This window comes from Thermaerobacillus caldiproteolyticus (assembly GCF_015326725.1).
Lineage (GTDB): Bacteria > Bacillota > Bacilli > Bacillales > Anoxybacillaceae > Thermaerobacillus > Thermaerobacillus caldiproteolyticus.
On record NZ_CP064060.1, the window covers coordinates 1,651,281 to 1,676,524 of the forward strand.

General features: G+C 42.9%; 28 protein-coding genes. 8 read left to right on the plus strand and 20 right to left on the minus strand.

The genetic code is table 11. From position 1 onward, the window contains the following. Positions 1 to 3: 3 nt before the first annotated feature. Together ISX45_RS08090 and ISX45_RS08095 are read right to left on the minus strand one after the other, a co-directional pair. A complete protein-coding gene (locus tag ISX45_RS08090; protein WP_194520465.1) occupies positions 4 to 1,053 on the minus strand; it encodes a FecCD family ABC transporter permease in 1,050 nt (349 codons plus the stop codon). Further along, entirely contained in the window at positions 1,050 to 2,051 is a 1,002-nt protein-coding gene (locus ISX45_RS08095; RefSeq protein ID WP_181556042.1) for a FecCD family ABC transporter permease, read from the minus strand. The genes ISX45_RS08090 and ISX45_RS08095 overlap by 4 nt, the downstream gene beginning before the upstream one ends. Positions 2,052 to 2,257: 206 nt before the next feature. On the opposite strand from ISX45_RS08095, the gene ISX45_RS08100 reads away from it, so the two are divergent. Both ISX45_RS08100 and ISX45_RS08105 read left to right on the plus strand, forming a co-directional pair. Next, positions 2,258 to 3,229, plus strand: coding sequence for an ABC transporter substrate-binding protein (locus ISX45_RS08100; protein ID WP_181556041.1), 972 nt, complete (start codon positions 2,258 to 2,260; stop codon positions 3,227 to 3,229). A 131-nt stretch (positions 3,230 to 3,360) separates the two neighbouring features. Continuing rightward, positions 3,361 to 3,855, plus strand: coding sequence for a PCYCGC motif-containing (lipo)protein (locus ISX45_RS08105; RefSeq protein ID WP_181556040.1), 495 nt, complete (start codon positions 3,361 to 3,363; stop codon positions 3,853 to 3,855). Between the two features lie 37 nt (positions 3,856 to 3,892). Here the strand turns inward: ISX45_RS08105 and ISX45_RS08110 are convergent, their stop codons facing one another. The 5 genes from ISX45_RS08110 to ISX45_RS08130 form a co-directional block, all read right to left on the minus strand. Next, on the minus strand, positions 3,893 to 4,633 hold the full coding sequence (locus ISX45_RS08110; protein ID WP_194520466.1) for an exonuclease domain-containing protein: 741 nt from the start codon (positions 4,631 to 4,633) through the stop codon (positions 3,893 to 3,895). Further along, a complete protein-coding gene (locus ISX45_RS08115; RefSeq protein WP_323744664.1) occupies positions 4,626 to 5,723 on the minus strand; it encodes a DUF294 nucleotidyltransferase-like domain-containing protein in 1,098 nt (365 codons plus the stop codon). The genes ISX45_RS08110 and ISX45_RS08115 overlap by 8 nt, the downstream gene beginning before the upstream one ends. 24 nt (positions 5,724 to 5,747) lie before the next feature. Further along, the gene (locus tag ISX45_RS08120; RefSeq protein WP_194520467.1) at positions 5,748 to 7,052 is read right to left on the minus strand and encodes an ammonium transporter; all 1,305 of its coding nucleotides are present in this window, start codon (positions 7,050 to 7,052) and stop codon (positions 5,748 to 5,750) included. A gap of 475 nt (positions 7,053 to 7,527) precedes the next feature. Next, on the minus strand, positions 7,528 to 8,202 hold the full coding sequence (locus tag ISX45_RS08125) for a response regulator transcription factor (RefSeq protein WP_194520468.1): 675 nt from the start codon (positions 8,200 to 8,202) through the stop codon (positions 7,528 to 7,530). Then, complete coding sequence (locus tag ISX45_RS08130) at positions 8,199 to 9,578, minus strand: sensor histidine kinase (RefSeq protein WP_194520469.1); 1,380 nt, start codon at positions 9,576 to 9,578, stop codon at positions 8,199 to 8,201. Before ISX45_RS08130 ends, ISX45_RS08125 begins: the two co-directional genes overlap by 4 nt. A gap of 117 nt (positions 9,579 to 9,695) precedes the next feature. Here ISX45_RS08130 and ISX45_RS08135 point away from each other — a divergent pair, with 117 nt between their 5' ends. Further along, entirely contained in the window at positions 9,696 to 11,210 is a 1,515-nt protein-coding gene (locus ISX45_RS08135) for a multicopper oxidase family protein (RefSeq protein WP_194520470.1), read from the plus strand. Positions 11,211 to 11,438: 228 nt separating this feature from the next. Here the strand turns inward: ISX45_RS08135 and ISX45_RS08140 are convergent, their stop codons facing one another. The 3 genes from ISX45_RS08140 to ISX45_RS08150 form a co-directional block, all read right to left on the minus strand. Continuing rightward, positions 11,439 to 11,846, minus strand: coding sequence for a vWA domain-containing protein (locus ISX45_RS08140; RefSeq protein ID WP_194520471.1), 408 nt, complete (start codon positions 11,844 to 11,846; stop codon positions 11,439 to 11,441). Positions 11,847 to 11,936: 90 nt separating this feature from the next. Next, entirely contained in the window at positions 11,937 to 12,767 is an 831-nt protein-coding gene (locus ISX45_RS08145) for a DMT family transporter (protein ID WP_194520472.1), read from the minus strand. 100 nt (positions 12,768 to 12,867) lie between these two features. Beyond that, the gene (locus ISX45_RS08150; RefSeq protein WP_181556032.1) at positions 12,868 to 13,065 is read right to left on the minus strand and encodes a YozQ family protein; all 198 of its coding nucleotides are present in this window, start codon (positions 13,063 to 13,065) and stop codon (positions 12,868 to 12,870) included. Positions 13,066 to 13,213: 148 nt separating this feature from the next. On the opposite strand from ISX45_RS08150, the gene ISX45_RS19910 reads away from it, so the two are divergent. Together ISX45_RS19910 and ISX45_RS08155 are read left to right on the plus strand one after the other, a co-directional pair. After that, positions 13,214 to 13,342 (plus strand): hypothetical protein, encoded by a 129-nt coding sequence (locus ISX45_RS19910; protein WP_258561045.1) that lies wholly within the window; start codon positions 13,214 to 13,216, stop codon positions 13,340 to 13,342. 26 nt (positions 13,343 to 13,368) lie between these two features. After that, positions 13,369 to 13,827: a YndM family protein gene (locus ISX45_RS08155; RefSeq protein ID WP_194520473.1), complete on the plus strand. Its 459-nt coding sequence runs from the start codon at positions 13,369 to 13,371 to the stop codon at positions 13,825 to 13,827. Positions 13,828 to 13,840: 13 nt separating this feature from the next. On the opposite strand, the gene ISX45_RS08160 is transcribed toward ISX45_RS08155, so the two are convergent. Both ISX45_RS08160 and ISX45_RS08165 read right to left on the minus strand, forming a co-directional pair. Then, complete coding sequence (locus ISX45_RS08160) at positions 13,841 to 15,031, minus strand: toxic anion resistance protein (protein ID WP_194520474.1); 1,191 nt, start codon at positions 15,029 to 15,031, stop codon at positions 13,841 to 13,843. Then, positions 15,015 to 15,683 carry a 5-bromo-4-chloroindolyl phosphate hydrolysis family protein gene (locus tag ISX45_RS08165; RefSeq protein ID WP_374058303.1) on the minus strand — a complete coding sequence of 223 codons (669 nt, stop codon included), beginning with the start codon at positions 15,681 to 15,683 and terminating at the stop codon, positions 15,015 to 15,017. Before ISX45_RS08165 ends, ISX45_RS08160 begins: the two co-directional genes overlap by 17 nt. A gap of 160 nt (positions 15,684 to 15,843) precedes the next feature. Here ISX45_RS08165 and ISX45_RS19915 point away from each other — a divergent pair, with 160 nt between their 5' ends. Together ISX45_RS19915 and ISX45_RS08170 are read left to right on the plus strand one after the other, a co-directional pair. Next, positions 15,844 to 15,978, plus strand: coding sequence for a hypothetical protein (locus ISX45_RS19915; protein WP_258561044.1), 135 nt, complete (start codon positions 15,844 to 15,846; stop codon positions 15,976 to 15,978). Positions 15,979 to 15,995: 17 nt separating this feature from the next. Beyond that, positions 15,996 to 16,670 (plus strand): SIMPL domain-containing protein, encoded by a 675-nt coding sequence (locus ISX45_RS08170; protein ID WP_194520475.1) that lies wholly within the window; start codon positions 15,996 to 15,998, stop codon positions 16,668 to 16,670. 40 nt (positions 16,671 to 16,710) lie between these two features. Here ISX45_RS08170 and ISX45_RS08175 read toward each other — a convergent pair whose 3' ends face one another. The 4 genes from ISX45_RS08175 to ISX45_RS20070 all read right to left on the minus strand — a co-directional run bounded on the left by ISX45_RS08175 (position 16,711) and on the right by ISX45_RS20070 (position 19,802). Further along, entirely contained in the window at positions 16,711 to 17,487 is a 777-nt protein-coding gene (locus tag ISX45_RS08175) for a TcaA second domain-containing protein (RefSeq protein ID WP_194520476.1), read from the minus strand. A 170-nt stretch (positions 17,488 to 17,657) separates the two neighbouring features. Further along, positions 17,658 to 18,230 (minus strand): histidine phosphatase family protein, encoded by a 573-nt coding sequence (locus ISX45_RS08180; RefSeq protein WP_181556026.1) that lies wholly within the window; start codon positions 18,228 to 18,230, stop codon positions 17,658 to 17,660. Positions 18,231 to 18,281: 51 nt separating this feature from the next. Continuing rightward, entirely contained in the window at positions 18,282 to 19,559 is a 1,278-nt protein-coding gene (locus ISX45_RS08185) for an MDR family MFS transporter (RefSeq protein ID WP_194520655.1), read from the minus strand. A gap of 81 nt (positions 19,560 to 19,640) precedes the next feature. Further along, positions 19,641 to 19,802 (minus strand): hypothetical protein, encoded by a 162-nt coding sequence (locus ISX45_RS20070; RefSeq protein ID WP_407649758.1) that lies wholly within the window; start codon positions 19,800 to 19,802, stop codon positions 19,641 to 19,643. A gap of 374 nt (positions 19,803 to 20,176) precedes the next feature. On the opposite strand from ISX45_RS20070, the gene ISX45_RS08190 reads away from it, so the two are divergent. Next, a complete protein-coding gene (locus tag ISX45_RS08190) occupies positions 20,177 to 20,482 on the plus strand; it encodes a hypothetical protein (protein WP_181556025.1) in 306 nt (101 codons plus the stop codon). Here the strand turns inward: ISX45_RS08190 and lpdA are convergent. From lpdA to pdhA, 4 genes are read right to left on the minus strand one after another with little or no spacing between them, the layout of a single operon-like run. Next, positions 20,474 to 21,928, minus strand: a complete 1,455-nt coding sequence (gene lpdA, locus ISX45_RS08195; protein WP_194520477.1) for a dihydrolipoyl dehydrogenase — start codon at positions 21,926 to 21,928, stop codon at positions 20,474 to 20,476. The genes ISX45_RS08190 and lpdA overlap by 9 nt on opposite strands. Before the next feature lie 3 nt (positions 21,929 to 21,931). Next, on the minus strand, positions 21,932 to 23,149 hold the full coding sequence (locus ISX45_RS08200; protein ID WP_194520656.1) for a dihydrolipoamide acetyltransferase family protein: 1,218 nt from the start codon (positions 23,147 to 23,149) through the stop codon (positions 21,932 to 21,934). Positions 23,150 to 23,172: 23 nt separating this feature from the next. Further along, the gene (locus ISX45_RS08205; protein ID WP_194520478.1) at positions 23,173 to 24,168 is read right to left on the minus strand and encodes an alpha-ketoacid dehydrogenase subunit beta; all 996 of its coding nucleotides are present in this window, start codon (positions 24,166 to 24,168) and stop codon (positions 23,173 to 23,175) included. After that, a complete protein-coding gene (gene pdhA, locus ISX45_RS08210; RefSeq protein WP_181556022.1) occupies positions 24,165 to 25,235 on the minus strand; it encodes a pyruvate dehydrogenase (acetyl-transferring) E1 component subunit alpha in 1,071 nt (356 codons plus the stop codon). Before pdhA ends, ISX45_RS08205 begins: the two co-directional genes overlap by 4 nt. Between the last annotated feature and the right edge of the window lie 9 nt (positions 25,236 to 25,244).

Genomic DNA, 25,244 nt, shown 5'->3' on the forward strand with positions numbered 1-25,244 from the left:
CTATCAATGTCGGCTTTTATACAACAAATAAATAAAGTACGGAGCACCGATAGCCGCAGTAAACACCCCTGCTGGAATCTCAAGAGGAGCAAACAGCATGCGTCCCGCTAAGTCGGCAAGCATGACTAAAATCGCTCCTAACAGGGCAGCAACCGGGAGCAGAGCACCGAAAGAAGAACCGACAAGCCTCCGCGCCATATGTGGTGCCATTAACCCGACAAACCCGATTCCACCCGCAAATGCAACTGCTCCGCCCGTTAGCGCCGTGCTCAATAAAAGAAGGAACAGGCGCTGTCTTTGTAAGGAGACTCCCACACCCATCGCGAGTTCGTCTCCTAATTCTTGAATATTCATCTTTCGTGCCGAGATAAAACTTATCAGCAAGAGAACAACGGCCCAAGGCACAAGAAACGAGACATGTTTCCACGAAACTCCATAGACGCTGCCGGTAATCCAAACGTTCGCTTGGCTGGCACGATAAATCGGCCCCGTAATCATCAGTAAGGTGGTGCACGCCTGCATGAAAGCTGATACACCAATACCCACTAAAATCAGCCGCATCGGAGTAATCCCATTTTTCCATGACAATAAGTAAACAAGAAACGCAGCAACCGTCGCACCGACAAAAGCTCCTAACGGCAACCAATGAATGCTGATCGTTAACGAATTGTTTTTATCACTAAACATCGCAAAAAACGCGACAACCGCTACCGCTGCACCACCCGTAATGCCGAGTACATCCGGAGAAGCGAGCGGATTGCGGATCATTCCTTGCAAAATCGAGCCGGCTACCGCTAACAACATGCCAACCAAAAGTGCAACAAGGATGCGCGGCAAACGAAAAGAGTGAATGACGACCTCATTCATCGCTGAACCGCTACCGACGAGTGTCTTTACCACATCGAGAGGCGAAATATACATTTCTCCGCTTCCAACGCTTACAATAAATACTACAATACTTATCAATAACAATAGTAAGCTTATGATCATCGCCTTTTTGTCTATTAAAAATGAAATCTGTTTTCCAATTCGAAGTGATATGTACTTTCTCATTTGGCCAAAATCCCCCTACGGGCAATATAAATAAAGAATGGAACACCGATAAACGCCGTCATAATCCCAACAGGCACTTCTTGCGGCATAAGCACGTACCGCGCTCCAATATCGGCAGCGATTAATAAAATACCGCCGATGAAGGCACAATATGGTAAGACCCAGCGATGATCGACACCGACTAATGCGCGCGCGATATGCGGAACAATAATCCCAATAAAACCAATTGGTCCGGCTACGGCCACTGAGCTGCCCGCTAATAAAATCACAAGGAGCGCCACTCCGAACTTCACAACATTTGTACGCTGCCCTAACCCCTTGGCAACATCATCTCCCATCATAAGGATATTCACCTTTCGCGCCAACAAAAGCGAGCCGGTCCACGCGATAAGAAAATAAGGAAGAACAGCGACTAGCATTTCCAACTTTCGTCCCGACACAGACCCAGCCAACCAAAACAGCACTTCTTCTAACGCCTTCTCATTAGCTACCAATAATCCTTGCGTTAAAGAAGCGAATAACGCGGCCACAGCCGTGCCTGCTAGTGTTAGCTTCAGCGGTGTCATTCCTTCTTTGCCGACTGAACTAATGACAAACACGATGATAGCAGCTAATGCAGCACCGGCAAAAGCAAGCCATGTAAACATATGAAGAGAACTAACTTGAAAGAAAGTTACAAACAATACAATGAAAAAGCCTGCTCCTGCATTGATTCCAAAAATCCCCGGCGATGCGAGCGGGTTTTTCGTTAATGCTTGCATTAACGCCCCTGCCATCGCCAGGCTTGCTCCAACTGCTGCTCCAATGAGTGCACGCGGCAAGCGGACCGTTTCAATGACGATATGCTGATTTGAACCATTATTATTGATTAAGGCTTCGATTGCTACTTTCCAACTTGTATCTGTATATCCGTAAATAATGCTCATCCACATGCTTGTCGCAAGTAGAATGACCAATAATAAAAGCCCTGCGATTTTTGCCTGATTGGTTGCTAACATTCGCGCTTACTCCCCTAATATGAAATATATGTAATTCTATCTAGATATAAGTCTATTTGATAATGAATATCAGTGTCAATATGTTTCAATCATCTTTTTCTTGTTTTTTCACTATATTCATAATTCATTATTGACAATGATTATCATCACCATTATCATGTTTCTTGTAAATGAAAATCATTATCAAAAAACAGGGGGAATACATAATGTTCAAACCATCAAGATGTTCGCTTCTTGCGACGATCGTGATTGCTCTTCTTCTCGTCCTCGCAGGTTGCGGCTCGAAGGAAGAAGCAGAGCCAAAGCAAACCGGCGAAAAAACGGAAAAATCAACAAGCTACACAGTTAAGCATGCAATGGAGACAACAGAAATCAAAGGAACTCCAAAACGTGTCGTCATTTTAACTAACGAAGGAACAGAAGCACTGCTAGCATTAGGAGTAAAACCGGTCGGTGCCGTAAAATCATGGACAGGAAACCCTTGGTACGACCATATTAAAGACAAAATGGATGGGGTCAAAGTGGTAGGAACCGAAGGTGAACCAAACTTAGAAGCGATCGCCGCATTAAAACCAGATTTAATTATCGGAAATAAATTGCGCCATGAAAAAATTTATGAGCAACTCAAAGCAATTGCACCAACGGTATTTTCAGAAACATTAAGAGGAAACTGGCAAGAAAACTTTACGTTATACGCAAAAGCGGTGAATAAAGAAGAGAAAGGAAAAGAAGTCATCGCTGAATACAATCAGCGCATCGAAGACTTAAAAGCGAAATTAGGCGACAAATTAAAAATGAAAGTATCCATCGTCCGCTTTATGTCAGGCGATGTCCGCATTTATCATAAAGACTCCTTCTCTGGCGTGATTTTAGATCAATTGGGCTTTGCTCGTCCTGAATCACAAAACGCCAATGATTTTGCAGAAACAGGCGTAACGAAAGAGCGCATTCCAGCAATGGATGGAGATATCCTTTTCTACTTCACATATGAGCAAGGTGATGGTGCCGCAACGAAACTAGAAAAAGAATGGATTAACGACCCTCTCTTTAAAAACTTAAATGTGTCAAAACAAGGCAAAGTCTATAAAGTCAGCGATACGATTTGGAATACAGCTGGCGGCGTGCTTGCAGCAAATTTAATGTTGGATGATATCGAAAAATACTTTTTAGAGCAATAAGAATGCAGGCTGTCTCTATGAAGAGGCAGCCTCTTTTTTCTGTCAAAAGTGTTGCTGTTTTCTTTTTCATATGCTAGATTCAAAATAACGTCATACCCTGAACATCACTTATGGTTGAAAGGATGAGATGAATGAAGCGTGCAACAATGATGGCAGCCTGCATACTGTCGCTGAGTTTAGTGATGAGCGCATGTTCCGGTGATCAAGCAGCAGAAAACCAAAACCATCATTCGATGAAATACACAACAAGCTCTGGAGATATACGCGAAACAACAAAATCGATCGACCATCTCCCTACTTTTTTAAGCCAATATGAAGAAGATATGGCAGTCCTTTATCAGCAGGCAGCAAAACATAAGGAATTGTTAGAAAGCATCCCATGTTATTGCGGATGCGGGGAAGCAGCCGGCCATAAAAATAACTATGATTGTTTCGTATACGAAAACAAAAAAGATGGTGCTGTCGTTTGGGATGACCACGCTACAAAATGCGGAGTTTGTTTAGAAATTGCCGCTGAAGCGATTTCCGAATACGAGCAAGGAAAATCGATCAAAGAGATTCGCAGTATGATTGATGCGAAATATAAAGAAGGCTATGCCGAACCAACACCAACAAAGCCATTATAATTATGACAGGCTATCTCACAAACTAAGAGATAGCCTGTTATGCAATGCTTAACGCGGCATATAAATCATATAATGTCTCTATTTCTTGGCTTTTTAATTCTTCTAATATCCGCTTCCATAGCTCCACCATCGCCTGCACGTCCCCATCGGCTGTATGTCGTTTCTCACACGGAATGTGATAGTAACTCAGTGCCGCATCCAATGTGGAAAACACGGCATTTCGATGAATCATTTCAAGAATTTGCTGCATATCTAAAAAGCGCGCTATCCATTTTGTGCGGTACTCAGTCCAAAGAAAATGATTAATAAATGATAAATCGTGACCAATATGGTAACCTATTACAATCCCATCGCCAATAAATGATAAAAAGTTGTTCATCTCTTCTTTTAAACGAGGAGCAGCCTGCACATCTTCTGTCTTGACTCCCGTTAATTGCGAGATGTGGTCTGGAATCTCTTTATCTGGACGAATAAGTGTAAAATAAAAATCTTTCAAAGTCCCATTAATAGTTTTCGCGGCAGCCATCGCAAAAATTTCATCACCATGTTGCGGAGAAAATCCTGTTGTTTCCGTATCCACGACAATGAATGTCGCGTTTTCCAAGCGCGTATTCATATCAATCCGCTTTTTTTGTAATTCTTTAAGCAATGTGCGAACCCATACTTCTTGCTGGAACGCACGATGGTCATTTTCTCCCACTGATGACAATTGCTCTCTCGGCACCCCCATTGACAACATGCGAAGCGCCCGTTGCCAAAAACGATGTTGCTCATTCATCCTGCAACTCACCTGCCCGTCGAATGACAAACCGCTGCAATTGTTTTGCTGTTTTCATCGCCCGTTTTAGTTGAAGTCGTTCCTTTCGGTCAAGTACACGCAACGGGACATAGTCGCGCTCATTTCCTAGTTCCATCGAATATTTCAATCGAAAATACAGGCTTGTCAAAAACGCTTCTTCCGCCTTTTTCGCTAGCGGTGACGGCAAAAGCACTCGAGCATCAATATCCTGTAATCGCTCCAACGTCGTCATGGCCGGAATGTTTCCTAGACATGATAAAAACTTTAATGAATTCACAAGTTGTACATATCCGCTATGCTTTAGATGAATGGAGCCGCTATACGCTCCCCATCGCTCGATTTGAATGTTGCCAAGCCAACCAAGAGGAACGTGCGGAAAAATGACATGTTCTCCCATTCGTTTTAATAAAAGCGGCTCGTTGCCAATCCATTCAATGAGATTTTGCTTACTGCTCACAATTAATTCGTTGCATCCATAAATCGGGCGCATGTCCATCGCAATGAAAAGAAAGCGGATATCATCTGGAAAATGATGGTTAATATACGTTTCAATTTGTCTCTCCCAATCTCGAAGCGATTTGCTCCAACGGTGATTCGTCGCCATAACATATCCGGAACAATACGGATACCCAATCTCATGCAAATAGTTCGTTCCGACTGTTGCAAAATAACGAATAAACTCGTAACAAGACGCTTCATGTTCAGGGGCGCAGTCAAACAGAATGCCATTATCTTGATCCGTCCATAATGTCGGCTCCCCCCTCCCCATACTCCCCATTACATACCAGCACCATTTCTTAGGCGGGGTACCGACCGCAGCATGAATAGTTTCTTCTTCCGCAAAAACAAGCGCTTTTTTCATGAGGGCATCATGCACATCGGTCAGGGTATGGGAAAGTGAATAAATTGTGTCTCGTTCAATAAAATTTCGCAACCGATAAGCAAGCTCACGGTGATATGCGCTTAGTTCACTAACCGTTTTTGCCCGGTCAATTTGTTGAATAAGCTCGTATAACTGTTCCATGCTCATCTCTTCCTTTTTTGAAAAAACCGGATTGAATGAATTCAATCCGGCTCTCTCCGCAATGATTAATTATTGCACCATTGTCTTTGAATGATTTATAAACGCAGGATCCAACTGCTCCGGATAACCGTACGAACCATGTTCACTAATATCTAAACCGGAAATTTCTTGTTCGGCTGTGACGCGCAATCCAACTGTTTTCTTTAATACAAATAATACAATGAATGATGCGATCGCAACATAAACAGCTGCGCCTAACACCCCAATTGTTTGTATAATTAATTGATGGAATCCTCCACCATAAACAAGCCCTGCTTTCCCAACTCCCGTTATTTCCACTAAACGAGGAGATGCGAAAAATCCAGTTGAAATCGTGCCAATGATTCCGGCAATTCCATGTACAGAAAATGCGTAAATCGGATCATCAATCCCTTTTCGTTCAAAATAAATCGACGTCCAAAATGTAAATGAACCCGCTACCGCTCCAATGACGACTGCTGCCCATGGTTCAACAAAAGCACACGCTGCGGTAATCGCGACTAATGCTGCTAGCACACCGTTAACCATCGCTGGAATGTCTGCTTTCCCGACAAGAATTTTTGCAGTGACAATTGCGGCAATCGCGCCAGCTGCCGCGGCCAAGTTTGTCGTTAACGCAACATATCCGAAAAAACCATCTCCTACCGCCATTGTGCTTCCCGCGTTAAATCCAAACCAACCGATCCATAAAATCAAGCCACCAATGACCGTATATACTTGATTATGCCCCGGAATCACATTTGGCGTTTTATCTTTATTAAATTTCCCAATGCGCGGTCCAAGCAGTACGGTGGCGATTAGAGCAGCAATCGCGCCTTGCAAATGAACAACGGTTGAACCAGCAAAATCTTGCATCCCTAGCTTGCCGAGCCAGCCGCCGCCCCATACCCAGTGACCGATAACTGGATAAATAGCAATCGTAAAAATCGCTCCAAAAACAAAGTATGCGGATAGTTTTGCCCGTTCAGCAAATCCTCCCCACGCGATTGCCAGTGATACTCCGGCAAATCCGAGCTGGAACAAAAATTTGAACGATAACGGCACATTTGCCCATGAAAGAGAATCAAATGTTTCTTTTCCTTCTTTTAAAAACCATCCTTCCGTACCGATGAAACTATTGCCCGCTCCGAACGTAATGGCGAAGCCAAACGCCCAAAATGCAAGGGAAGCAATCGCAAAGCTTAAAATTTGTTTTCCCGCTACATGGCCAGAGTTTTTCATTCGTGTTGACCCCGCCTCGAGCAACGCGAATCCTACTTGCATCCCGATGACTAATATCGCACTCACCATCACCCATAATGAATCAAGCCCTGCTGCTAACGATTTCGGATCCATATTCATCTCCCCTTCTCGTTTGTTATTTATTATCACATATTTATGTTATAATATATTACATAAAACACTCGTTTTCAACGGTTATTTTTATTGAAACCGATTTCCAACAAAAAATGTTTGTCATGTTTTCTAACAAACATAAAAAAAATACCAGCTCATTGAGTGAGCTGGTATTTTTTATTTAAATGCACGATGTCGAAATGATCAAGGTGCAAATCCCCTTTTTCGTAGCAGTTAATGAACATGTAGTTTCTTTGCACAAATCTCTCTTTGAAAACTGGAGATAGAAGGGGGAAGCGCCTGCCATGTAACATTCTCAACCAACACATGCTCCTATACTGGCCGAAAAGCTAAACCTGCGCAGTACGTTAGCGTATAGGAAGTCCGTATTCAGGGTTGGAATGATTCGTCGAGCTTGGGCAACTTCCTTCGTTAAAAACTCCTTTCCTTCTAAACATAGTGAAATAGAAACAGCTCAATATGATGTAACCCACTTATAACCAATTCCCCAAACTGTCTCTAATCGTTCATCAATGGGAAAGCCTGCTTGACGCATTTTTTCACGCAAATTACGAATATGGGAATCAACCGTTCTTCCCTCCGTTTCAGCATCATATCCCCAAAGGGAAACAATGAGTTGTTCCCGGCTAAACACGCGGTTTGGGTTCCGTAAAAATAACCCTAGCAATCCAAACTCTTTTGGAGTTACCGGAATCTTTTTTCCGTTATATGTCACTTCATGTGTCAGTTCATTCCACACAAGACCACTATCTTCAAGTTGGGAATTCTTTCTCGTGCGGCGCAATACAGCTTCCATTCGCGCCACTAATTCGTCTTCATCAAACGGCTTTGTAATATAATCGTCAGCCCCGATTTTCAGCCCTTTTACAACATCCAGTTTATGATCTCTTGCAGTGACCATGATAATGGGCACATCGGAAAACTGCCGAATATTTCGGCACGTTTCCCAGCCATCCATGTAAGGCATCATGACATCAAGTAAAATTAAATCACATACATTATGGCGAACATAGTCCATCGCCTCCTCGCCTGACCGACATTTAATACATTCATACCCTTTTGGCGCTAAATATAGTTCCAGCAAATCAAGCATTCTCTGTTCATCATCGACCAACACAATTCTTGTCATTGCTCGATATCCCTTTCTAATTCAATCGTGATCATTGTTCCTTTGTTTACTTTGCTTTCCAGTTTAACGGTGCCCCCATGAGCTTCTACAATTTCTTTTACAATCGATAATCCTAATCCACTTCCACCACTGGAACGGGCTCGCGACTTATCAACACGGTAAAACCGTTCAAACACAAACGGCACATCTTCCTCGGGAATGCCGATTCCTTCATCGGCAACAGTGATGAGCACGTGCTTCGATTTTTCTTCAACATCTAAACGAACGTGCCCCCCTCGCTTCGAATACTTCAACGCATTATCTAATACATTGACAAGCACTTGTTCAAAACGATTGGGATCAATTTGAAGCGACAAAGAAGACGGACAACGATACTCGAAGTGAATTCCTTTTTCTTGAAACGCTAGTGCCATTTTATCCGCAACACGTTGAATAAATGGATATAGTTTCACCGCTTCCTTTTGAATCGAAAATGAATGTTGTTCAAGTTGAGCTAAATCAAACAATTCTTTGACAAGAGCAGCCACATGATTGGCCTCCTCATAAATAATCGTTGCATATTTTATCCTTTCTTCTTCGCTCAATTCTTTTCGTCTTACAATATCTGCATACCCTTTTACATACGTTAACGGAGTGCGCAATTCATGCGAAATGCTCGCTAAAAATTCACTGCGTGTTTTTTTCAAATGCGCTAAATCTCTGGATAGCAATTGAATCGCTTTTGCAAGCGCTCCTAGTTCATCATTACTTTTTACATGTAGGTGAACGGAAAAATCCCCTCTACTCAGGCGCTCTGTTGCTTCTTTCATATGGATAAGCGGAGAAGCAACAATCCGGGACAATAGAAAAATAGTGAAAATCGTTGCCAGAAGCGATAACGCTCCGACCAACATAAACAAATGATTGATCCGCCAAATCATTTCTTTAATCGACTCTGTTGGTTGAAACATATACACATAGCCAACAGTGTGATGGTGTAAACGAATCGGACTGATAGCGGCAATATATTTTTCTGTTTTCCAGTGCGATTCAATGATTTTCCCCTCGCGTGGAACCTGAGCGGAAGAATGTCGAATGATTCGCTTCATCTCCGGCTGTAACCGATTAGAATAAGCAAGAATGTGTTTCTTTTCATCGGTGATGGCGACATCTGTATCTGCTTCCGATTCCATGAGCGCCACATGATCAATCGTCGATTGACCATAATGTTTTTCCAACACAGCGCGATGGCTATTTCCTCTTGCCTGTAAAGCATTTAACTCTTCTTTCACGCGAGATTCCACTACATGAACATATAAGGTAAAAAACAACACTGTTTCAATCAGTACAATAAATACAAGAAATAACAAACCGATTTTAAAAGAAATGTTTTTCATTACCGCTTCGTTCCTTTCGTCCTTATCCTATCACCAATGTATCAAATTTTTGTGCATGTCCTCGATAATTTCTGCACATTTTTTCTCTATTCTAAAAAATGAAGGAGGTAATGACGAATGAACAAAAAGACGGTGGCAACGGCTTTGTTTGTTTTCTTGTTAGCTTCTTGCTCTCACAATGAGAACTCGCACAGCAATCACAATATGACAACCAATAACGGACAACATTCCCAACATAACGAGACAAAAACAACAGCCCGACAAACCGGTAATGAATTTACGATTGTCGCAAAAGAAGCGACTCATCAACTCAATCGTAACGTTACACTTCCTGTATACACGTATAACGGCTCCGTTCCAGGAACCGAAATTCGTGTAAAACAAGGAGAACATGTAAAAATCCATCTAAAAAACGAACTAAAAGAACCAGTGACCATTCATTGGCACGGCTACCCTGTTCCAAACAATATGGACGGCATTCCGGGGGTAACGATGAACGCCGTACAGCCAGGAAAAACCTTTACGTATGAATTCGACGCAACTGTTCCGGGCACATATTGGTATCATTCTCATCAAAACAGCGTCAACCAAGTGGATAAAGGACTGTATGGCGCCCTTATCGTTGAACCGAAAGAAAAAGAGGACATTGACCGCGATTATACGCTCATTATCGACGAATGGATGAGTCATCCAATGACGGAAACGACAGGCGGACATAGCGGGCATGAAATGGCGCACGGCACAAGCAACATGAATGGACACGATATGAGTATGTACGATATTTTCACGATTAATGGGAAAAGTGGGGATCTCGTTGAACCGTTAAAAGTGAAACAAGGGGAACGAGTCAAACTTCGCCTCATTAATGCAGGCTATATGACTCACAAGCTTCATTTGCACGGTCACCAGTTCCAAGTCACCGCTATCGACGGACAACCAATAAAAGAGCCAAAACTCATCAAAGACGAACTGTTAGCGATTGCCCCAGGCGAAAGATACGACATTGAATTTACGGCTAATCATCCGGGAACATGGTACTTAGAATGCCATGGAACAACGGCGGGAACCGATGGAATGAAAGTGCGGATTGAATATGAAGGCAAAGCGACTCAAAACGACCACCCTAATTCTGATAAACCGCTACCCATTTTTGATGTGACCACATACGGAAAACATGAGACGGGGCCATTTACATTGAATCAACACTATGATTTGGAATATACAATGAAATTAGGCACCGCTACAGCTGGAAACAACACCGTCTTTACGATTAACGGGAAAACATTCCCGAATACAGAGCCCATTCAGGTAAAAAAGGGAGATCTCGTGAAAGTAAAACTGATTAATACATCGAAAACAGACGATCATCCTATGCATTTACACGGTCACTTTTTCCAAGTATTAAGCAAAAACGGAACTCCGCTAACTGGCTATCCAGTTATAAAAGATACATTGAATATCAAACCGGGTGAAGAGTATGTTGTTGCGTTCCAAGCGGATAACCCGGGCAATTGGATGTTCCATTGTCACGACTTGCATCACGCCGCAAGCGGAATGGTCACCGAAGTACACTATCAAGGCTACCGCTCTTCCTTCCAACCTGACCCATCGGCGGGAAATGTTCCGGAGTAAGAAAAGCACAAGCCCTTTTTACATCTACAGGCAAATGTTCTTCACCCACAAAACGGCTTGCCACCCCCAGGGGCTGATTTGACCCGAACTATCAAGCATCATGTTTCAAGTGATGCTTTGCATCGGCATCAATTCAAGAAACAAACTGGTTAGGCGCTGGAGCTATCCCAATTTCATTTTAAAAAAAGGATGTCCTGAAACATCACGGTTTCAGAACATCCTGTTCTTTTATGCCACTTGAATCGGTTTTCCGAATGGAACACGCGGCAAGTAATCGTCTGGAACGAGCCAAAACACTTCATAATTAACTTCAAGTTCCTCGTAAAAATACCCCGTCACATCAGTAATATAAAAGAGCGCATCAATTTTTTCCTCTTTTGCCCATTCTAATACTTCCGTATATGACGATTTCCCATGCTTAAAATATTTAATCACCGCTGTTCCAATCGGTGATACGTCACGAATTTTGAAATCAGCCTGCACTAACAGCGTATCTGGCCTCGCTGTTTCGAATAATTTAACAATATTTTGAATAAGAAGCGGGTGAGCCGGACGGGCAGATGTATCAATTGCCAATGCGATTGAGCTGTCTTTTCTTTCTTTTAGTAACGTTAACAGTGCTTTTTGCCATTTCACTTATCATCAGCTCCTTACTTTGTTGAAATAAACAGTCATTAGTATGATCAAGACATGAGCAAAATACGATCCGTTTTTATTTCCTTTTTCCTATAGCTTTGTAAGAATTAAACCAAATAAAGCTGTCACAATCCCCACGATTTGATAGGCTTTTAATTTTTCTTTAAAAATATAACAGCCTGTCATTACCACAACTAAACAATTGAGGCTGACAACGGGAAAAACAATCGTCGCGATTCCCTCATTCAGAGCATAAAAGTAGCAGCTAAATCCAATGACACTGAACAGAGCGATCGTCGCTCCTAAACGAAATTCCTGCTTTTGTCCCTTTTCCTTGCCGTAGCGCAGCAGTAAGTAAAGACTCCCTCCTCCATACATCGCGGTTAGCACATCCAATGAACCAATTCCAAGCGTCGAGCATACTTTCATCAAAACCCCAACAGCCCCAAACGAAATGATCGCTACTCCTATATGTCCAAGCCAAGGTATGTATTCATGATTTCCCTTTTCATTCGGTGTATATTGAATGACCGCTACAGAACATAGCATGCATAAAATCCCGAGCCAATGAAGAAGGGGAATATGTTCGCCAAACACGATTCCCGCCGCTAAGACAGGAAAAATGGCATTGACAGCAATTAATGGAGCCGTTAAACTAGCCGGCCCTTTTTCAAAAGCGATCGACATTTGAAGATTGCCAGTTGCATTGCAAATCCCAACAAGCGCGCCGAGACATACGGAAACCAAACTCGGATGAAGCACTTCATTCATCCACCCATAGCTAACCATCATAATAAAGGCAACAAGATAAAAATAGAGCTGAATATGTTGCTTCGACATCGAATGACGGGTACTCCACTTGAACAGCGTATTGTTAATGCCAAAGCAAACCGCGGTCAATACAGCAGCCAGCAGCCACATCTCTTTCCTCTCCCTGATGATGAATTGTACAACCTCTATTATAAATCGGTTAAATAAAACAACGTCAAGGCTTTTTCTTCACGCCTTGACGCCTTCATGTTTATTCGTTCTCTTTTACGGGAATCGGAATGTCTTTTCCATTCACATCATCCACCACTGCTTCAATTGTTCCTTCTGTATATACGTCACTCACTTGTTCATGCGTCGTTGCGAGCGCTGAAGATAAAGAAGAGGAACATTCATAGTCAGATGGCTTATACTGTCTTCCCGCGATTTTTACACTGTCTTGAGTCGTCATACATCGTGCCTCCTTGTCATGAACCTTCATTAATTAATTTGAAACAATGCAAAAAAATAAAAAGAGGAAGTTTATGGAGATTATAACCTCATAAAAAAAAGACAAACTAATGATAGAACATATATTATGTAGAAAGGATGGACAAGAGATGAAAAAAACTCAGCAAAATCGCAGCGGAGAACAGCAATATAAAGACCGCCAACAAGAAAAAGATATGGAACAACAGCCGGGATATGGAGATAAAAAATTGGAAGGACCAAATCGCCCTGCCGAATAATCGTTCTATAAAGGACAGAATCTCCAATGAGACACTTAATAGCTTTACTTATTAAATATGTGTTACTTGCCACCATATTTTTGGCGATACTGCCGCTATTTTTCCAAGTATCATCAGCGGAACTGTTGTTTTTTAGCTTGTTGATGACGCTCATAACTTATACGCTTGGGGATGTATACATGTTGCCAAGATTCGGCAATTTCTCTGCTACGGTGGCTGACTTTGTACTTGTGTTTATCGCTGTTTGGGTTGGTATTGGAATCAACCGCGGTGAATTAACAACCATATGGAGTGCAGCTTTCTTTTCTTCTTTGCTCGTCGCTATTGGTGAAGCAGTGTTTCATGCTTATATGGATAAAAACGTACTTCGTCATCGAGATGAACAAACAAATGACCAAGCAGTAACGACCCGCGAATTACAGACGGAAATGGCTGAAGAGTTAGACGTGCGAACTGCTCAAAACAAAGACAGACATCGAGGCTAACCTATCAATAAGGTTAGCCTCGATGTTTTAACGACAATAGCGTTTGTTTTAACTGCTCTTCCATGTTCACGAGTTCTCGTTCGACTTGTTGACGCTTCAGGCGACCCTCTTGTTGAATTTTTAATGTTTCCTCCAACGTTGTCACTAAGTTTTCTTGCGTTTTCTTTAACGTTTCAATATCAATGAGACCGCGCTCATTTTCTTTGGCCACTTCAATGCTGTTGGTTTTTAGCATTTCCGAATTACGAAGAAGCAAATTGTTTGTCGTTTCGGTCACTTGCTTTTGCGCCTCTACCGCTTTTTGTTGGCGGAACAGGGTAAGAGCGATGACCACTTGGTTTTTCCAGAGCGGAATCGCCGTTAAAATGGAAGACTGAATGCGTTCGACTAACGTTTGGTTCATATGTTGAATCATGCGAATTTGCGGAGCGGTTTGAATCGTTACTTGTCTGCTTAGTTTTAAATCGTGAATTCGCTTTTCTAGCCGGTCAGCAAATTGCATTAAATCGCTCACTTCTTGCATATCCATCTGGTTTCCGGACTGTTCGGCTTTTGCTTTTTGCTCAGGGATAAGCGTTGTTCGCAATTCTTCCAATTTCAGCTCTGCGGCAGCGATATAAATATTAAGCGCATCGAAGTACTCTTTATTTTTTTCGTACAGCGTTTCTAGCATCATAATATCGCGAAACAATAATTGGCGATTCTTTTCAAGCTGGTCAGCAATTTTATCAATTTCAACGCCAATTTTTTGATACTTCGCCACCATGCCTTGCAGCGATTTAGATACCGAACCAAACAATCGGGAAAAGAACCCCTTTTTCGCCGGCAGTAAATCGTCGGGATTGACTTCTTTGATTTTTGTCATTAACTCACTAATGACTTCTCCAACCGGACCGGCGTCTTTCGCTTGCACATGGTTGAGAATCGCATGGGAAAACTTAGATAATTCCGCCTGTGCTGCTACTCCATATTGGACGATTGCTTGTTGATTACGCGGATCAATTTGCTTTGAAAGCTGAAGCGCTTTTTCCCGATGTTCTTGCTTTAATGTATCAATGAGTTTCGTCGGCTGCTTTTCCCCATTCACCGGAGTTTCCCCTTGCTCACTCGGCAAAGAAAACGGATTTTCTAACAATGAATCGAGCGAGCTTGTCCATTCTTGTTCGCGAAACTCATTCATCGGCATGTTATCGGACTGTTTCATATTCCTTCTCCTTCCCCCACTCCATCGTTGCTGATTGTTTTTGCTGCTCTAACGACTGTTCCAGCAATTTCGTTTCTACATTCAAATCAAATACATCGTCTGAAAGAAGCTCCAATAATCGTTGCTCCGCTGATTTGACGAGCTCATCGAGAAGCCGCTCAGTTTTCCACAGCGCTTCTTTCATCTCTTCGTTGCGAACAGGTTGATTCACTAAATATACGTACTTTTCAATGATGGTCACCGCCAAATCCAATTCGTTAATAAAAAACGACTGCGCGACTCGAAATTTGTGCGGATACTGCTCCACTGCTCTGATCATTTTCTCAACGGTTGTGGCAATGCGTGAAATTTTTTGCCACATAACAAGCGAACGAACGTTAAATCGCGTTCGACGGATTCGCTTCCACTTTTTCCGCGCCTCTGCTAGCTGTGAGCGAATATACTCTTTTTCTTCTTTTAAAAGATGTCCTGCCACGATTCGATGCGCCCTTCGCTTCATATACATTGATGTAATAACCATCGCCGCCGTGCCTGATAAAAAGGAAAGAAAAAATTGATAGTTAAACAGAAAAAATGTGACAACGGCTACAAGCAAACCGACATTCCACGAAACGAACAAGCGCCATAACATCATAAAAAATCGTTTCATCATTCATCCCTTCCTTGTCAACCCATTTATACTTTCATTATAGCATGTCCTCTTTATTTCATACGTTTGAACTGTCTATTTCGTTTCATTTCTTGTACGTCATAGGACAACTCGAACGAGGAATATGCTGTAAAAAAGAGAATGTACAGAGGAGATGAGAAGAATGAAACAGATCGACTGGCAAATGGTATATTTTGTCGGAATTACATTATTACAAGAATATTGGTGCTATATTGGCTTGCCGCGCATCTATTATTGGGATGTCACCCATAAAGACGACCGAAATAAGGCTGCTTAAACGAAAGGGGTGCTTCTATGCAGGATTGGCACATGCATCATTACTTGCCCACACAAAGAGGAAAACATTCGCCGCAAACCATCACCGTGACAGGACAAGGAACGGTTACAGTCAAACCGGACACCGTCATCATCACTCTCGGTATTCGAACTGAACATACGAATGTTCGTGAAGCGCTTTCAGAAAATGCCCAGCGGGCCGGCGTCATGATTCAGGCTTTAAAGGCTATTGGAGTGCACGAAGAGGATATCGATACCGCTTCGTTTTCCATTTATCCAAAATATAACTATACAAACGGTATTTCTGTATTAGTCGGCTACGAAGTTGAACATATTTTTGACATTACCGTAAGAGATACAAAAACCGTCGGCAACATTTACGAAACGGCTGTCGCCAACGGAGCGAACATCGCCCGCCATATTCAGTTTAAACTTGCCAACGAGCAGCCTTACTACCAGCAGGCGCTCGCGATTGCAGTAAAAAATGCCAAAGAAAAAGCGTTCGTCATCGCTCACACGCTCGGCCTTCCTCTTCATGACATGCCGATTCAAATCAAAGAAGAAAGCCTCGCTCCCACCCTGTCTCCTTCCCTGCCATCAACAGTCGTACTTGCCGAACAACAAACTGCTCCCCCTATTCAAACGCAAGATATCATCATTTCGGCAGTTGCCCAAGCGATATTTACGTATTAATACAAAAAGGAGATCCTAATTGCTTGCAAGGATCTCCTGACTAAAAATCGACTTCATGCACTCTCTTCCCGCCGAATAAAACGATTTTTTTTGTTTCTTTTGTCGTTTTTTCTCCTTCTTTTCTCACAATAGTCACTTCATACACACCGGGAAGATAAGAACCGAGCTTTCTAGAAAATGGTTCTTTTTGCGGTTCCCCTTGAACTTTCTTTCCGTTCACCAATATGGTGACATTTTCTCCCTCAGCATGGATCACTAAAGAATATAACGTCGGTTCAAATACATATTGATTGAACAAAAAAAATTGTTTTTCATACACTTTCATCGAAAAAATGGGCGGCTGGGATGTCAATCCTTTTATGTAAACGTGTTTCGTTTTCCATTGTTTTTCTAAATCATGATGAATTGTTTCGTACGCCTTTGGGTGTGACTCTAAATAAACAAACAGCGGAGCCAATGTCTTTTCATTCACTGGGATCGTTGGATCAGGTATTCGGATATAGGTTTGTAAAGCGGCGATATCTTTTTCTTTTAGCGCTTGTTCAAAGCGCATCATCGCTACTTCCTTTCCCGCAGCATTTTTCAACGCTCCATATCCTTTAACAAATAGAGTACCTATAAGCCAAAGCGCCGCGATGACTAAAGCAACGCGCCACGCCATTCGATAATACACTTTTCGCCGCTCATGTTCTAAAAGCCGCGCTCTCCTTCTCTGCTCATAGCGCGCCTGTACCGCGACTTCCCCGCCACTGACCTCCTTTGTACCGTTTTGTTTGGTTCCATCTGTGTTTGTATCGAGTTTCACATGTTGTTTCACCTAACTTCCCCTCTCCTGTTCGACATTCCGTTGATGTTTCCTAGTTCATCTTTATGACCAAAACAGGGAATATATGTTAATGAAACAACCGGCCTTCGTACACACCAATTCAAACACCATATTTGTAATCCGTTACTTCATTTTCTTTATGGAAGAAGGGGCTTTCTCGGCTATTTATTATAAAGCGTATAAGAAACTGCATGCCAATGTTTTGCACTTTCCGCTGTTGTACGTTTCCATCCTTGTTTTCTTAGTTGTTTGCCTACTAGCCGATGAAACCATCCGTGCCCAATAACAACGACATTTCCGTACGTTTTTGCATATCGGCATAATACAATAGCAGCTTTCTCTGCCCGCTGCTTTGCTTGCCAATATGATTCAACATTACCATTGTAGCCGCATAGCCAACATAACCGCGAAAAAATAAGCCATATGTTGGTCGGCAATCGTATAAGATTAACGTGGGCAAACGGAATTGGCATCTCTACTTCGCGAAACAATTCGCTAGTTTCGACTGGGCAAGATGGTCGTAACCGTTCCGCAGAATGAACAGCTCTCCGCAATATACTGGTGATGACCATGTTCGCGTTCTTTGCTTTTTGTAGCGTTAATAGAGGAATTTTATCGTCTTCACATATCCCATGTTCATCATAGGCTTTCACCCATTCGGCGAACTCAGCAGGCCTCATCCACCGCTGTTCTTGCCACTCAGATTTTCCATGCCGAATCAATGTAATTTCCATCTTTATCCTCCCCACTTCTCCTAAACATGTGCCTGAAAAAACAGCCTTTCTTCATGGTTGCATTCCCACTCGTTTCGCCCGCTGTTTTTCAAACCGTTGGAACATGATGACATATAAAAATGCACTGACAAAGGCAAGTAAGCTTAAAAGAAAAAACGTCCATTGGTAACTCATCCAAAGCGTTGCGGTAATGGAAAACGGAGCGATTGTTCGACCGATCGTCCAACGCAAGCTGGCAGCAGCAAAATATTGACCTCGCATCTCTTCTGGAGCGAGCTTTGAAATAAATGATTGCTGAATACCTGCTGTCATCAGCTCGGCAAACGTAAACAATGCCATAATAAATATCAGTCCCCAAATCGATTCCGTCTGGCCAAACAGCAAAATAGACACTCCGTACACAATCGAAGAGCCGACGAACACGAAACGCTCTTGGTAGCGCTCCATCCATCTTGTCACGCAAACAGTCAATAATGCAACAAGTAATCCATTTTCCGAGATGAGTAAGCCAAACGCCTTCTCCCCGCCTAGTGTGATGGACCAATCGCCAATCGAAAATAACGTTTGCTTGTCAATAACCTCTTTTGTATAAACAGGAATTAATAAATCGAGCTGCATAAACGTCTGACCGACTAAAATTCCCGCTACAATAAATAATAAAAATGTCCGGTCGCGCCCGATAACTCCATACTGACGAACTTGCTTCCATATAACCTTGTACCATTTACCGCTATATTGTTCCACAACCACCTCCATCGGTACGGTTTCGCGTAACCACTTCGCTAAAAGAGTCGCTAATGCAAAACCAGACAATGCCACCGCAAGCAATAATTCAAACCGATAATCGGCATAAAACATTCCTCCGATAATCGGCCCCACGACAACCGCAATATTGATCGATGTATAAAACACCGCGAATACACTGCTGCGATGTTCTTCCGGCACAACATCAGCGATCATCGCTTGGCTTGCCGGCCAATAGAACGAACCGCAAATTCCCGCGAACGTAAAACAAATAAATCCAACAAGCGGTGATGTAAACCACGGCGAGCTTGCGAACGCAAACATAAAAAATGCGACACCTTGACCGTATGCCGCAAGCACCATCATTCGTTTCCGTCCAAACCGATCAGCGTAATAACCTCCCATTAAGCTCGCCAGCACGGAAAAAATTTGTGAAAAAATTAATAGCAATCCCGCATTATCTTTTCCGAACGATTCCGTAAAGTAAATCGCCATGAACGGAAAAAACATCCAAAACGTTACATTCATTAACGCTTCGCTAAATAAACGAACTTTCAAATTTCGATCCCAATCCCGTATTCTCATCATTAATTCCTCGCTTCTGCTCTATCTATCTCCTCCAAAATACATCAATGTCTTTCATCGCTTCACGCCGCTGTTCCCCAATTATACCACTACTTTTCTTAATATATTGTTTATATTTTTTGTAAAAAAAAACACCTTTCCTTTGGAAAGTGCCTTACCCTTCCATAATAAGAACATCACAAACGCTTCCCATGGCATTTGCTTTAGTTCGCCTGGAAACTTCACTCCGTTTGCTCTCATCATCTCGTATGTACGTTCGATATCTTCACACTCAATCAAATACCATAAACACTTTTGGTTGTTGCCAATTTAACATCAGCGATTTCGGATAAAGAACGAGCGAGTTTCCCTTTCCTTTTGGCTCCGCTCCAATCCAGTTCTCTTTCGCAACCCTCTCTGTCCAAAACTGAACGGCTCCTTCTTGATTGTTACATAAATAACGTCTGTAGTCATAATCGTAATTGTTCTGATCGTTTCTAATTTATTAAAAACGTTTTTGTAACAAAAAGAAGTGACAAGTTTTTGAACATTTATCAAAACCGAGTACTATCTTTTTCATTTTGTAGTATATTTGTTACGGAACATTTCTATTTAAGTAGAATTGAGGGAGTGCAATCATGCTTGTTCATGAATTAATAGGTACGGAACATCTCTTTACTGGACAATTAAAGAAGGGATACCATATCCTTCTGAAAAAATATAAAACTTCCGATGTCCGTCTGTTCAGCGCGGATTATTTCCAAGAAATCGATTGCGGAACAGAAGAAGTCGTCGAGGTTGTCTTTGATCCAGGCAACGAATATTCACTTGTTTGTCTCGGTTTATATACATTCAAAAACGAATCCCCTTCCCTTCATGAATTGCAACGGACGCTCCAAAGCAAACATCAAGACATCTTTCAAAAAGAAGCAGTCTCAGCGTGAGACTGCTTCTTTTTCACTCTTTCTCTGTTTTGTTGGTGAAAGATGAATCGCTTCTGCCTGCAACGCTTCCGTTGCTTCTAACAGCCCTTCATTGCAGCTCGGATGCGGGTAAAATGGAAACTTGAAATCTTCCTCGCGCACAACTGTTTCCAATCCAATAATCCCGCTTGAAATCAGTTCAATCGCCCCCGCTCCTATCATATGGACTCCGAGGATGACTTCACTTTTCGCTTCGCTAATCACTTTGATTAATCCATCTTTTTGACCGATAATGCCCGCATATCCGTTTCCGGCTAATGGAAAGTATCCGATACGAATGTCATTATACTGTTCTCTCGCTTCCTCTTCCGTCAAGCCGACGCTTGCAATCGGCGGAAGTGAATGCACAATCGTCGGTAGAAACGTCACGTCTACTTCCGATTCTTTTCCGGCAATCGTTTCCGCTGCGACTTTTCCTTGTTTGATCGCTTTTACGGCAAGCATCGGGCCGCCCGTCACATCTCCCACCGCAAATATATGAGGAATCGAGGTTTGCGCCTTATGATTGACATCAATAAACCCTTGTTCCGTTCGTTTCATGCTAAGACGATCAATCCCTAATTCATCAATATTGGCTTTCATATTGCAGGAAACGAACAAATGAGAACCTTCTACTGTCACTGCTTCTCCTTCCAACGTTTTAAGTGTGACAGCGACCGTATCTAGCGACGATGCCACGTTCTTGATTCGATGTTTTTGATAGACTTTGATTTTCATTTTTTTCAATATCCGCTGTAATTCACGGCCAATTGATGAATCAAAGCCAAAATGTTCATTTCCGTCCTCAAGAATGAGCGATACATCGGAGCCAAAAGCACGAAAGCTCGTCGCAACTTCAAGAGCAATATAATCGTTCCCATATACAAGTAAATGGCTCGGCAACGTTTCTAATCCATATATCGAATAAGCATTAAGTATGCGTCCATGATCGATTTCGATCCACGTTGGTGGAATAAGCGTTGCGCCAGTAGCAATGACCGCATAGCGAAACTGATAGACGTCAAATGCCTCTCCCGCCTCTATTCCAATACGATCCTCGGCTAAAAATGAAGCTCTCCCTTTGATAAGTTCAATTTTATTTGCCTTGCAAAGCGCTTCCACACCTTGTCGAAGCTGGGCAGTTACTTTCGCTTTATAGTTTTGAAGTTTTCCGAGTTGAAACGATGAAGCAGTAAGCTCGATACCAAGTTCATCAATATGATGAATATCCGCCATTTTCTGTGCAGCATGGGCAAACACTTTTGATGGAATACAACCTTTGTTCAGACAAACACCGCCTAATTCTTCCTTCTCTATAAGAGTAATCGACAACCCAAGCTGCGCGGCACGGATCGCCGCATTGTATCCCCCTGGTCCTCCGCCGATGATGATGACATCTCTTTCATGAGCAAGCTCTCCTACTACCATAATCTATACCAACTCCATCAGCATCAATTTTGGATTTTCAATAAATTGAGCAAAACAATTCGTAAAGGCTACCGCGGCTGCCCCATCCGCTACGCGATGATCAAACGACATGGAGATATTCATCATCAAGCGAATCTCAATTTCGTCATCCTCAGTAACAACAGGCCGTTTCTTAGTTTTGTGGAATGCCATTAATGCAACTTCCGGATGATTAATAATCGGAGTGGCACCAATGCTACCACCGAGCGGACCGACATTACTAATTGTAAACGTACCGCCTGTTACATCTTCGAGTGTCAATCTGTTTTCTTGTGCCTTTTGAGTAAGGCGTTTCACTTCATCGTGAATCTCCCGCAGCGATTTGTTCTCGACATGTTTGATAACCGGAACAATCAACCCCTCTTCCGTGTCAACCGCGATCCCAATATGATGTTCACACTCAAGATGAATAACCTCATGCTTTTCATCGAGTTTAGCGTTGAAAATCGGGAATCTTTTCAGTGAAAGCGACAGGGCTTTTATAAAGAACGCGGTTGCTGAAATGCTGATGTTATGCTCTTTTAATTCTTCGCGAAACTTCATCAGTTCGGTCACATCGACTTCTTCAAAATGCGTACAATGTGGAATCGTAAATAATGAGTGCGTCATTTTTTTCGCAATTTGCTTGCGGCGGCCGCGGAATGGAATAGCATTTTTCTTTTCTTTTGACGCATCCATTTTTGTTAAGATTTTCGTTTTCGATTCTACATCCTCTTTTTCCTGTTGAGACTGGAGAAACCGATGCACATCGTCATCTGTGATTCGCCCTGCTGGCCCTGTGCCAACGATCTTTGCTAAATCTACACCATGCTCACGAGCAATTTTTCGTGTATATGGTGAAGCGAGAATACGCTGTTTGACCGTTCGAGTTGACGGAGCGGTTTTTTTCTCAGGCGCAACCGCGACTGGCGGGTGATTCATGTGAGCGCTCTTCACATGTTGTCGCGTCTCTTCTGTTTCTAAAGCAAGAACCGTCGTACCGACTGAAATCGCTTGACCTTCCGGAACGAAAATGTCCTGAATGACCCCTGCTGCTGGCGAGGGGATTTCTGCGACCATCTTATCTGTTTGCACTTCCACAAGCGGTTGATCGACCTGCACACGATCGCCTTTTTTCACTAAGTAATGGACAACGACTGCTTCGGTCATTCCCTCGCCAATATCATGAAGTTTGACTTCTATCATTTTCTGTGCCCCTTCCTTTTTTAAAACTGAATGACTTTATCAATTGCACGAAGAACGCGTTCAGGTGTCGGCAAATAATCATCTTCATAAGCAAAAAATGGGACAGGAGTGTCGAAGCCGCTTACCCGCTCAACCGGCGCTTTTTGATATAAGAAAGAGGTATCATTGATAATAGCAATAATGTCATTGGCTAATCCACCTGTCGCATGTGCTTCTTGAACAATGACTGTACGTCCTGTCTTTTGCACGGATTCGGCAATCATGTCTTTATCCAAGGGATAAAGGGTCCGTAAATCAATGACATCCGCATGAATTCCTTTTTTCTCGGCTTCTTCCGCCGCTTTCACTGCCACCGGCACCATCGCTCCCCACGCAATGACAGTGACATCGTCTCCTTCTCGCAGTTTTTTGCCTTTTCCTATCTCGATTGTATATTTTCCTTCTGGCACTTCCTCGCGAAAAGCACGGTAACATCTCATCGGCTCTAAAAATAATACAGGATCTGGATCCTCAATGGCGGCGATTAATAATCCTTTTGCATCATAAGGAGTAGATGGGCAAACAACTTTGATACCCGGCATATGGATAAATAACGCTTCGGTACTGTCCGAGTGAATTTCTGGAGCACGCACACCGGCTCCATACGGAGCGCGAATAACCATCGGTACGGTAAAATGCCCCTTCGTTCGTGAACGAATCCGTGCGGCATGTGTCATAATTTGTTCATAGGCAGGATAAATAAATCCTAAGAACTGAATTTCAACCACGGGACGAAACCCGTTGACTGCCATACCGATCGCCGCTCCTGTGAATCCTGCCTCACTTAAAGGAGTATCGATAACTCTCTCCTCGCCGAATTCCGCTTGCAATCCATCGGTGGCACGGAATACTCCGCCGTTTTGGCCGATATCTTCTCCCAATAAAATGACATCTTCTCGTTCATGCAACATCGTCCTGAGCGCATCATTGACAGCCTGAACAAGGGTCAACGTTTTCGTGTTCACCGCCGTTGTCATGCTGTACCACCCCGTTCCCATGCAAAATAAGCCTTCTTCTGTTCTTCTATCGTCCAAGTCGGTTCAGCAAACACATAATCAAACATATCAGCTGGATTCGCTTCGGGAACACGTTCCACTTCCATAATGGCTTGATCGATTTCAGCGGTTACTTCATCTTGGATGTTTTGAACCCATTCTTCGTCAAACCAGCCTTCCTGTTTCATAAAACGCTCTAGTCTCCTGATTGGATCCGTTGTTTCGCGCCTCCGTTTACTTTCTTCCTGATCACGGTATTTTGTTGGATCATCTGCTGTCGTATGCGCGCCATAGCGCCATGTGACCGCTTCAATTAAGGTTGGTCCTCCTCCATTTCTTGCTCGTTCAAGCGCTTTTTCCGTTTCAAAATACACAGCAAAAATATCGTTACCATCGATGCGAACGCCCTCAATATCGTACGCCAATGCTTTTTGTGCGATCGTTTTTGTTTTCATTTGCCGCGTAATCGGAACGGAAATCGCGTATTGATTGTTTTGATTAAAAAAGACGACGGGAGCATGAAATACGCTCGCAAAATTCAAGCCTTCATGAAAATCCCCTTCGGAAGTCGCCCCGTCTCCAAAATATACAATGGCAGCATTCATCGTTCCTTTTCGTTTTTCCGCATACGCGGCCCCGGCTGCATGTGGAAGTTGCGTGGCAATCGGCACACTTGGTGGAAAGATTTTTTTTCCATTAGGCGGAATACACCCTTCGTTTCGCCCTTTCCAATACAGCAAAATATGTTTTAACGAATGTCCAAACGTCATCGTCGCTCCGTGATCACGATATGTTGGAAACAGCCAATCACCTTCCTTTAACGCAAGGGCGCTGCCTACTTGACACGCTTCCTGCCCTTCATACGGAGCGTACGTACCGATTCGTCCCTGTCGCTGCAGGCTCACACATTTCCGATCAAACATTCTTGTGCGAATCAAATGACGATAGCATGCCATAACAAGCTCTTTCGTAATTTTTTTGCGATATTCCGGCATCAAAATACATCCTTCGTAATCCATCACCTGAATCATCGGAAATTGTTGTTCCATCGAATCTCC

Coding starts and splice junctions, on each gene's coding strand:
- ISX45_RS08090 (WP_194520465.1), bottom strand. CDS start 1,053: ATGAGAAAGTACATATCACTTCGAATTGGAAAACAGATTTCATTTTTA.
- ISX45_RS08095 (WP_181556042.1), bottom strand. CDS start 2,051: ATGTTAGCAACCAATCAGGCAAAAATCGCAGGGCTTTTATTATTGGTC.
- ISX45_RS08100 (WP_181556041.1), top strand. CDS start 2,258: ATGTTCAAACCATCAAGATGTTCGCTTCTTGCGACGATCGTGATTGCT.
- ISX45_RS08105 (WP_181556040.1), top strand. CDS start 3,361: ATGAAGCGTGCAACAATGATGGCAGCCTGCATACTGTCGCTGAGTTTA.
- ISX45_RS08110 (WP_194520466.1), bottom strand. CDS start 4,633: ATGAATGAGCAACATCGTTTTTGGCAACGGGCGCTTCGCATGTTGTCA.
- ISX45_RS08120 (WP_194520467.1), bottom strand. CDS start 7,052: ATGGATCCGAAATCGTTAGCAGCAGGGCTTGATTCATTATGGGTGATG.
- ISX45_RS08125 (WP_194520468.1), bottom strand. CDS start 8,202: ATGACAAGAATTGTGTTGGTCGATGATGAACAGAGAATGCTTGATTTG.
- ISX45_RS08130 (WP_194520469.1), bottom strand. CDS start 9,578: ATGAAAAACATTTCTTTTAAAATCGGTTTGTTATTTCTTGTATTTATT.
- ISX45_RS08135 (WP_194520470.1), top strand. CDS start 9,696: ATGAACAAAAAGACGGTGGCAACGGCTTTGTTTGTTTTCTTGTTAGCT.
- ISX45_RS08145 (WP_194520472.1), bottom strand. CDS start 12,767: ATGTGGCTGCTGGCTGCTGTATTGACCGCGGTTTGCTTTGGCATTAAC.
- ISX45_RS08150 (WP_181556032.1), bottom strand. CDS start 13,065: ATGACGACTCAAGACAGTGTAAAAATCGCGGGAAGACAGTATAAGCCA.
- ISX45_RS19910 (WP_258561045.1), top strand. CDS start 13,214: ATGAAAAAAACTCAGCAAAATCGCAGCGGAGAACAGCAATATAAAGAC.
- ISX45_RS08155 (WP_194520473.1), top strand. CDS start 13,369: ATGAGACACTTAATAGCTTTACTTATTAAATATGTGTTACTTGCCACC.
- ISX45_RS08160 (WP_194520474.1), bottom strand. CDS start 15,031: ATGAAACAGTCCGATAACATGCCGATGAATGAGTTTCGCGAACAAGAA.
- ISX45_RS08165 (WP_374058303.1), bottom strand. CDS start 15,683: ATGATGAAACGATTTTTTATGATGTTATGGCGCTTGTTCGTTTCGTGG.
- ISX45_RS19915 (WP_258561044.1), top strand. CDS start 15,844: ATGAAACAGATCGACTGGCAAATGGTATATTTTGTCGGAATTACATTA.
- ISX45_RS08170 (WP_194520475.1), top strand. CDS start 15,996: ATGCAGGATTGGCACATGCATCATTACTTGCCCACACAAAGAGGAAAA.
- ISX45_RS08180 (WP_181556026.1), bottom strand. CDS start 18,230: ATGGAAATTACATTGATTCGGCATGGAAAATCTGAGTGGCAAGAACAG.
- ISX45_RS08185 (WP_194520655.1), bottom strand. CDS start 19,559: ATGAGAATACGGGATTGGGATCGAAATTTGAAAGTTCGTTTATTTAGC.
- ISX45_RS20070 (WP_407649758.1), bottom strand. CDS start 19,802: ATGATGAGAGCAAACGGAGTGAAGTTTCCAGGCGAACTAAAGCAAATG.
- ISX45_RS08190 (WP_181556025.1), top strand. CDS start 20,177: ATGCTTGTTCATGAATTAATAGGTACGGAACATCTCTTTACTGGACAA.
- lpdA (WP_194520477.1), bottom strand. CDS start 21,928: ATGGTAGTAGGAGAGCTTGCTCATGAAAGAGATGTCATCATCATCGGC.
- ISX45_RS08205 (WP_194520478.1), bottom strand. CDS start 24,168: ATGACAACGGCGGTGAACACGAAAACGTTGACCCTTGTTCAGGCTGTC.
- pdhA (WP_181556022.1), bottom strand. CDS start 25,235: ATGGAACAACAATTTCCGATGATTCAGGTGATGGATTACGAAGGATGT.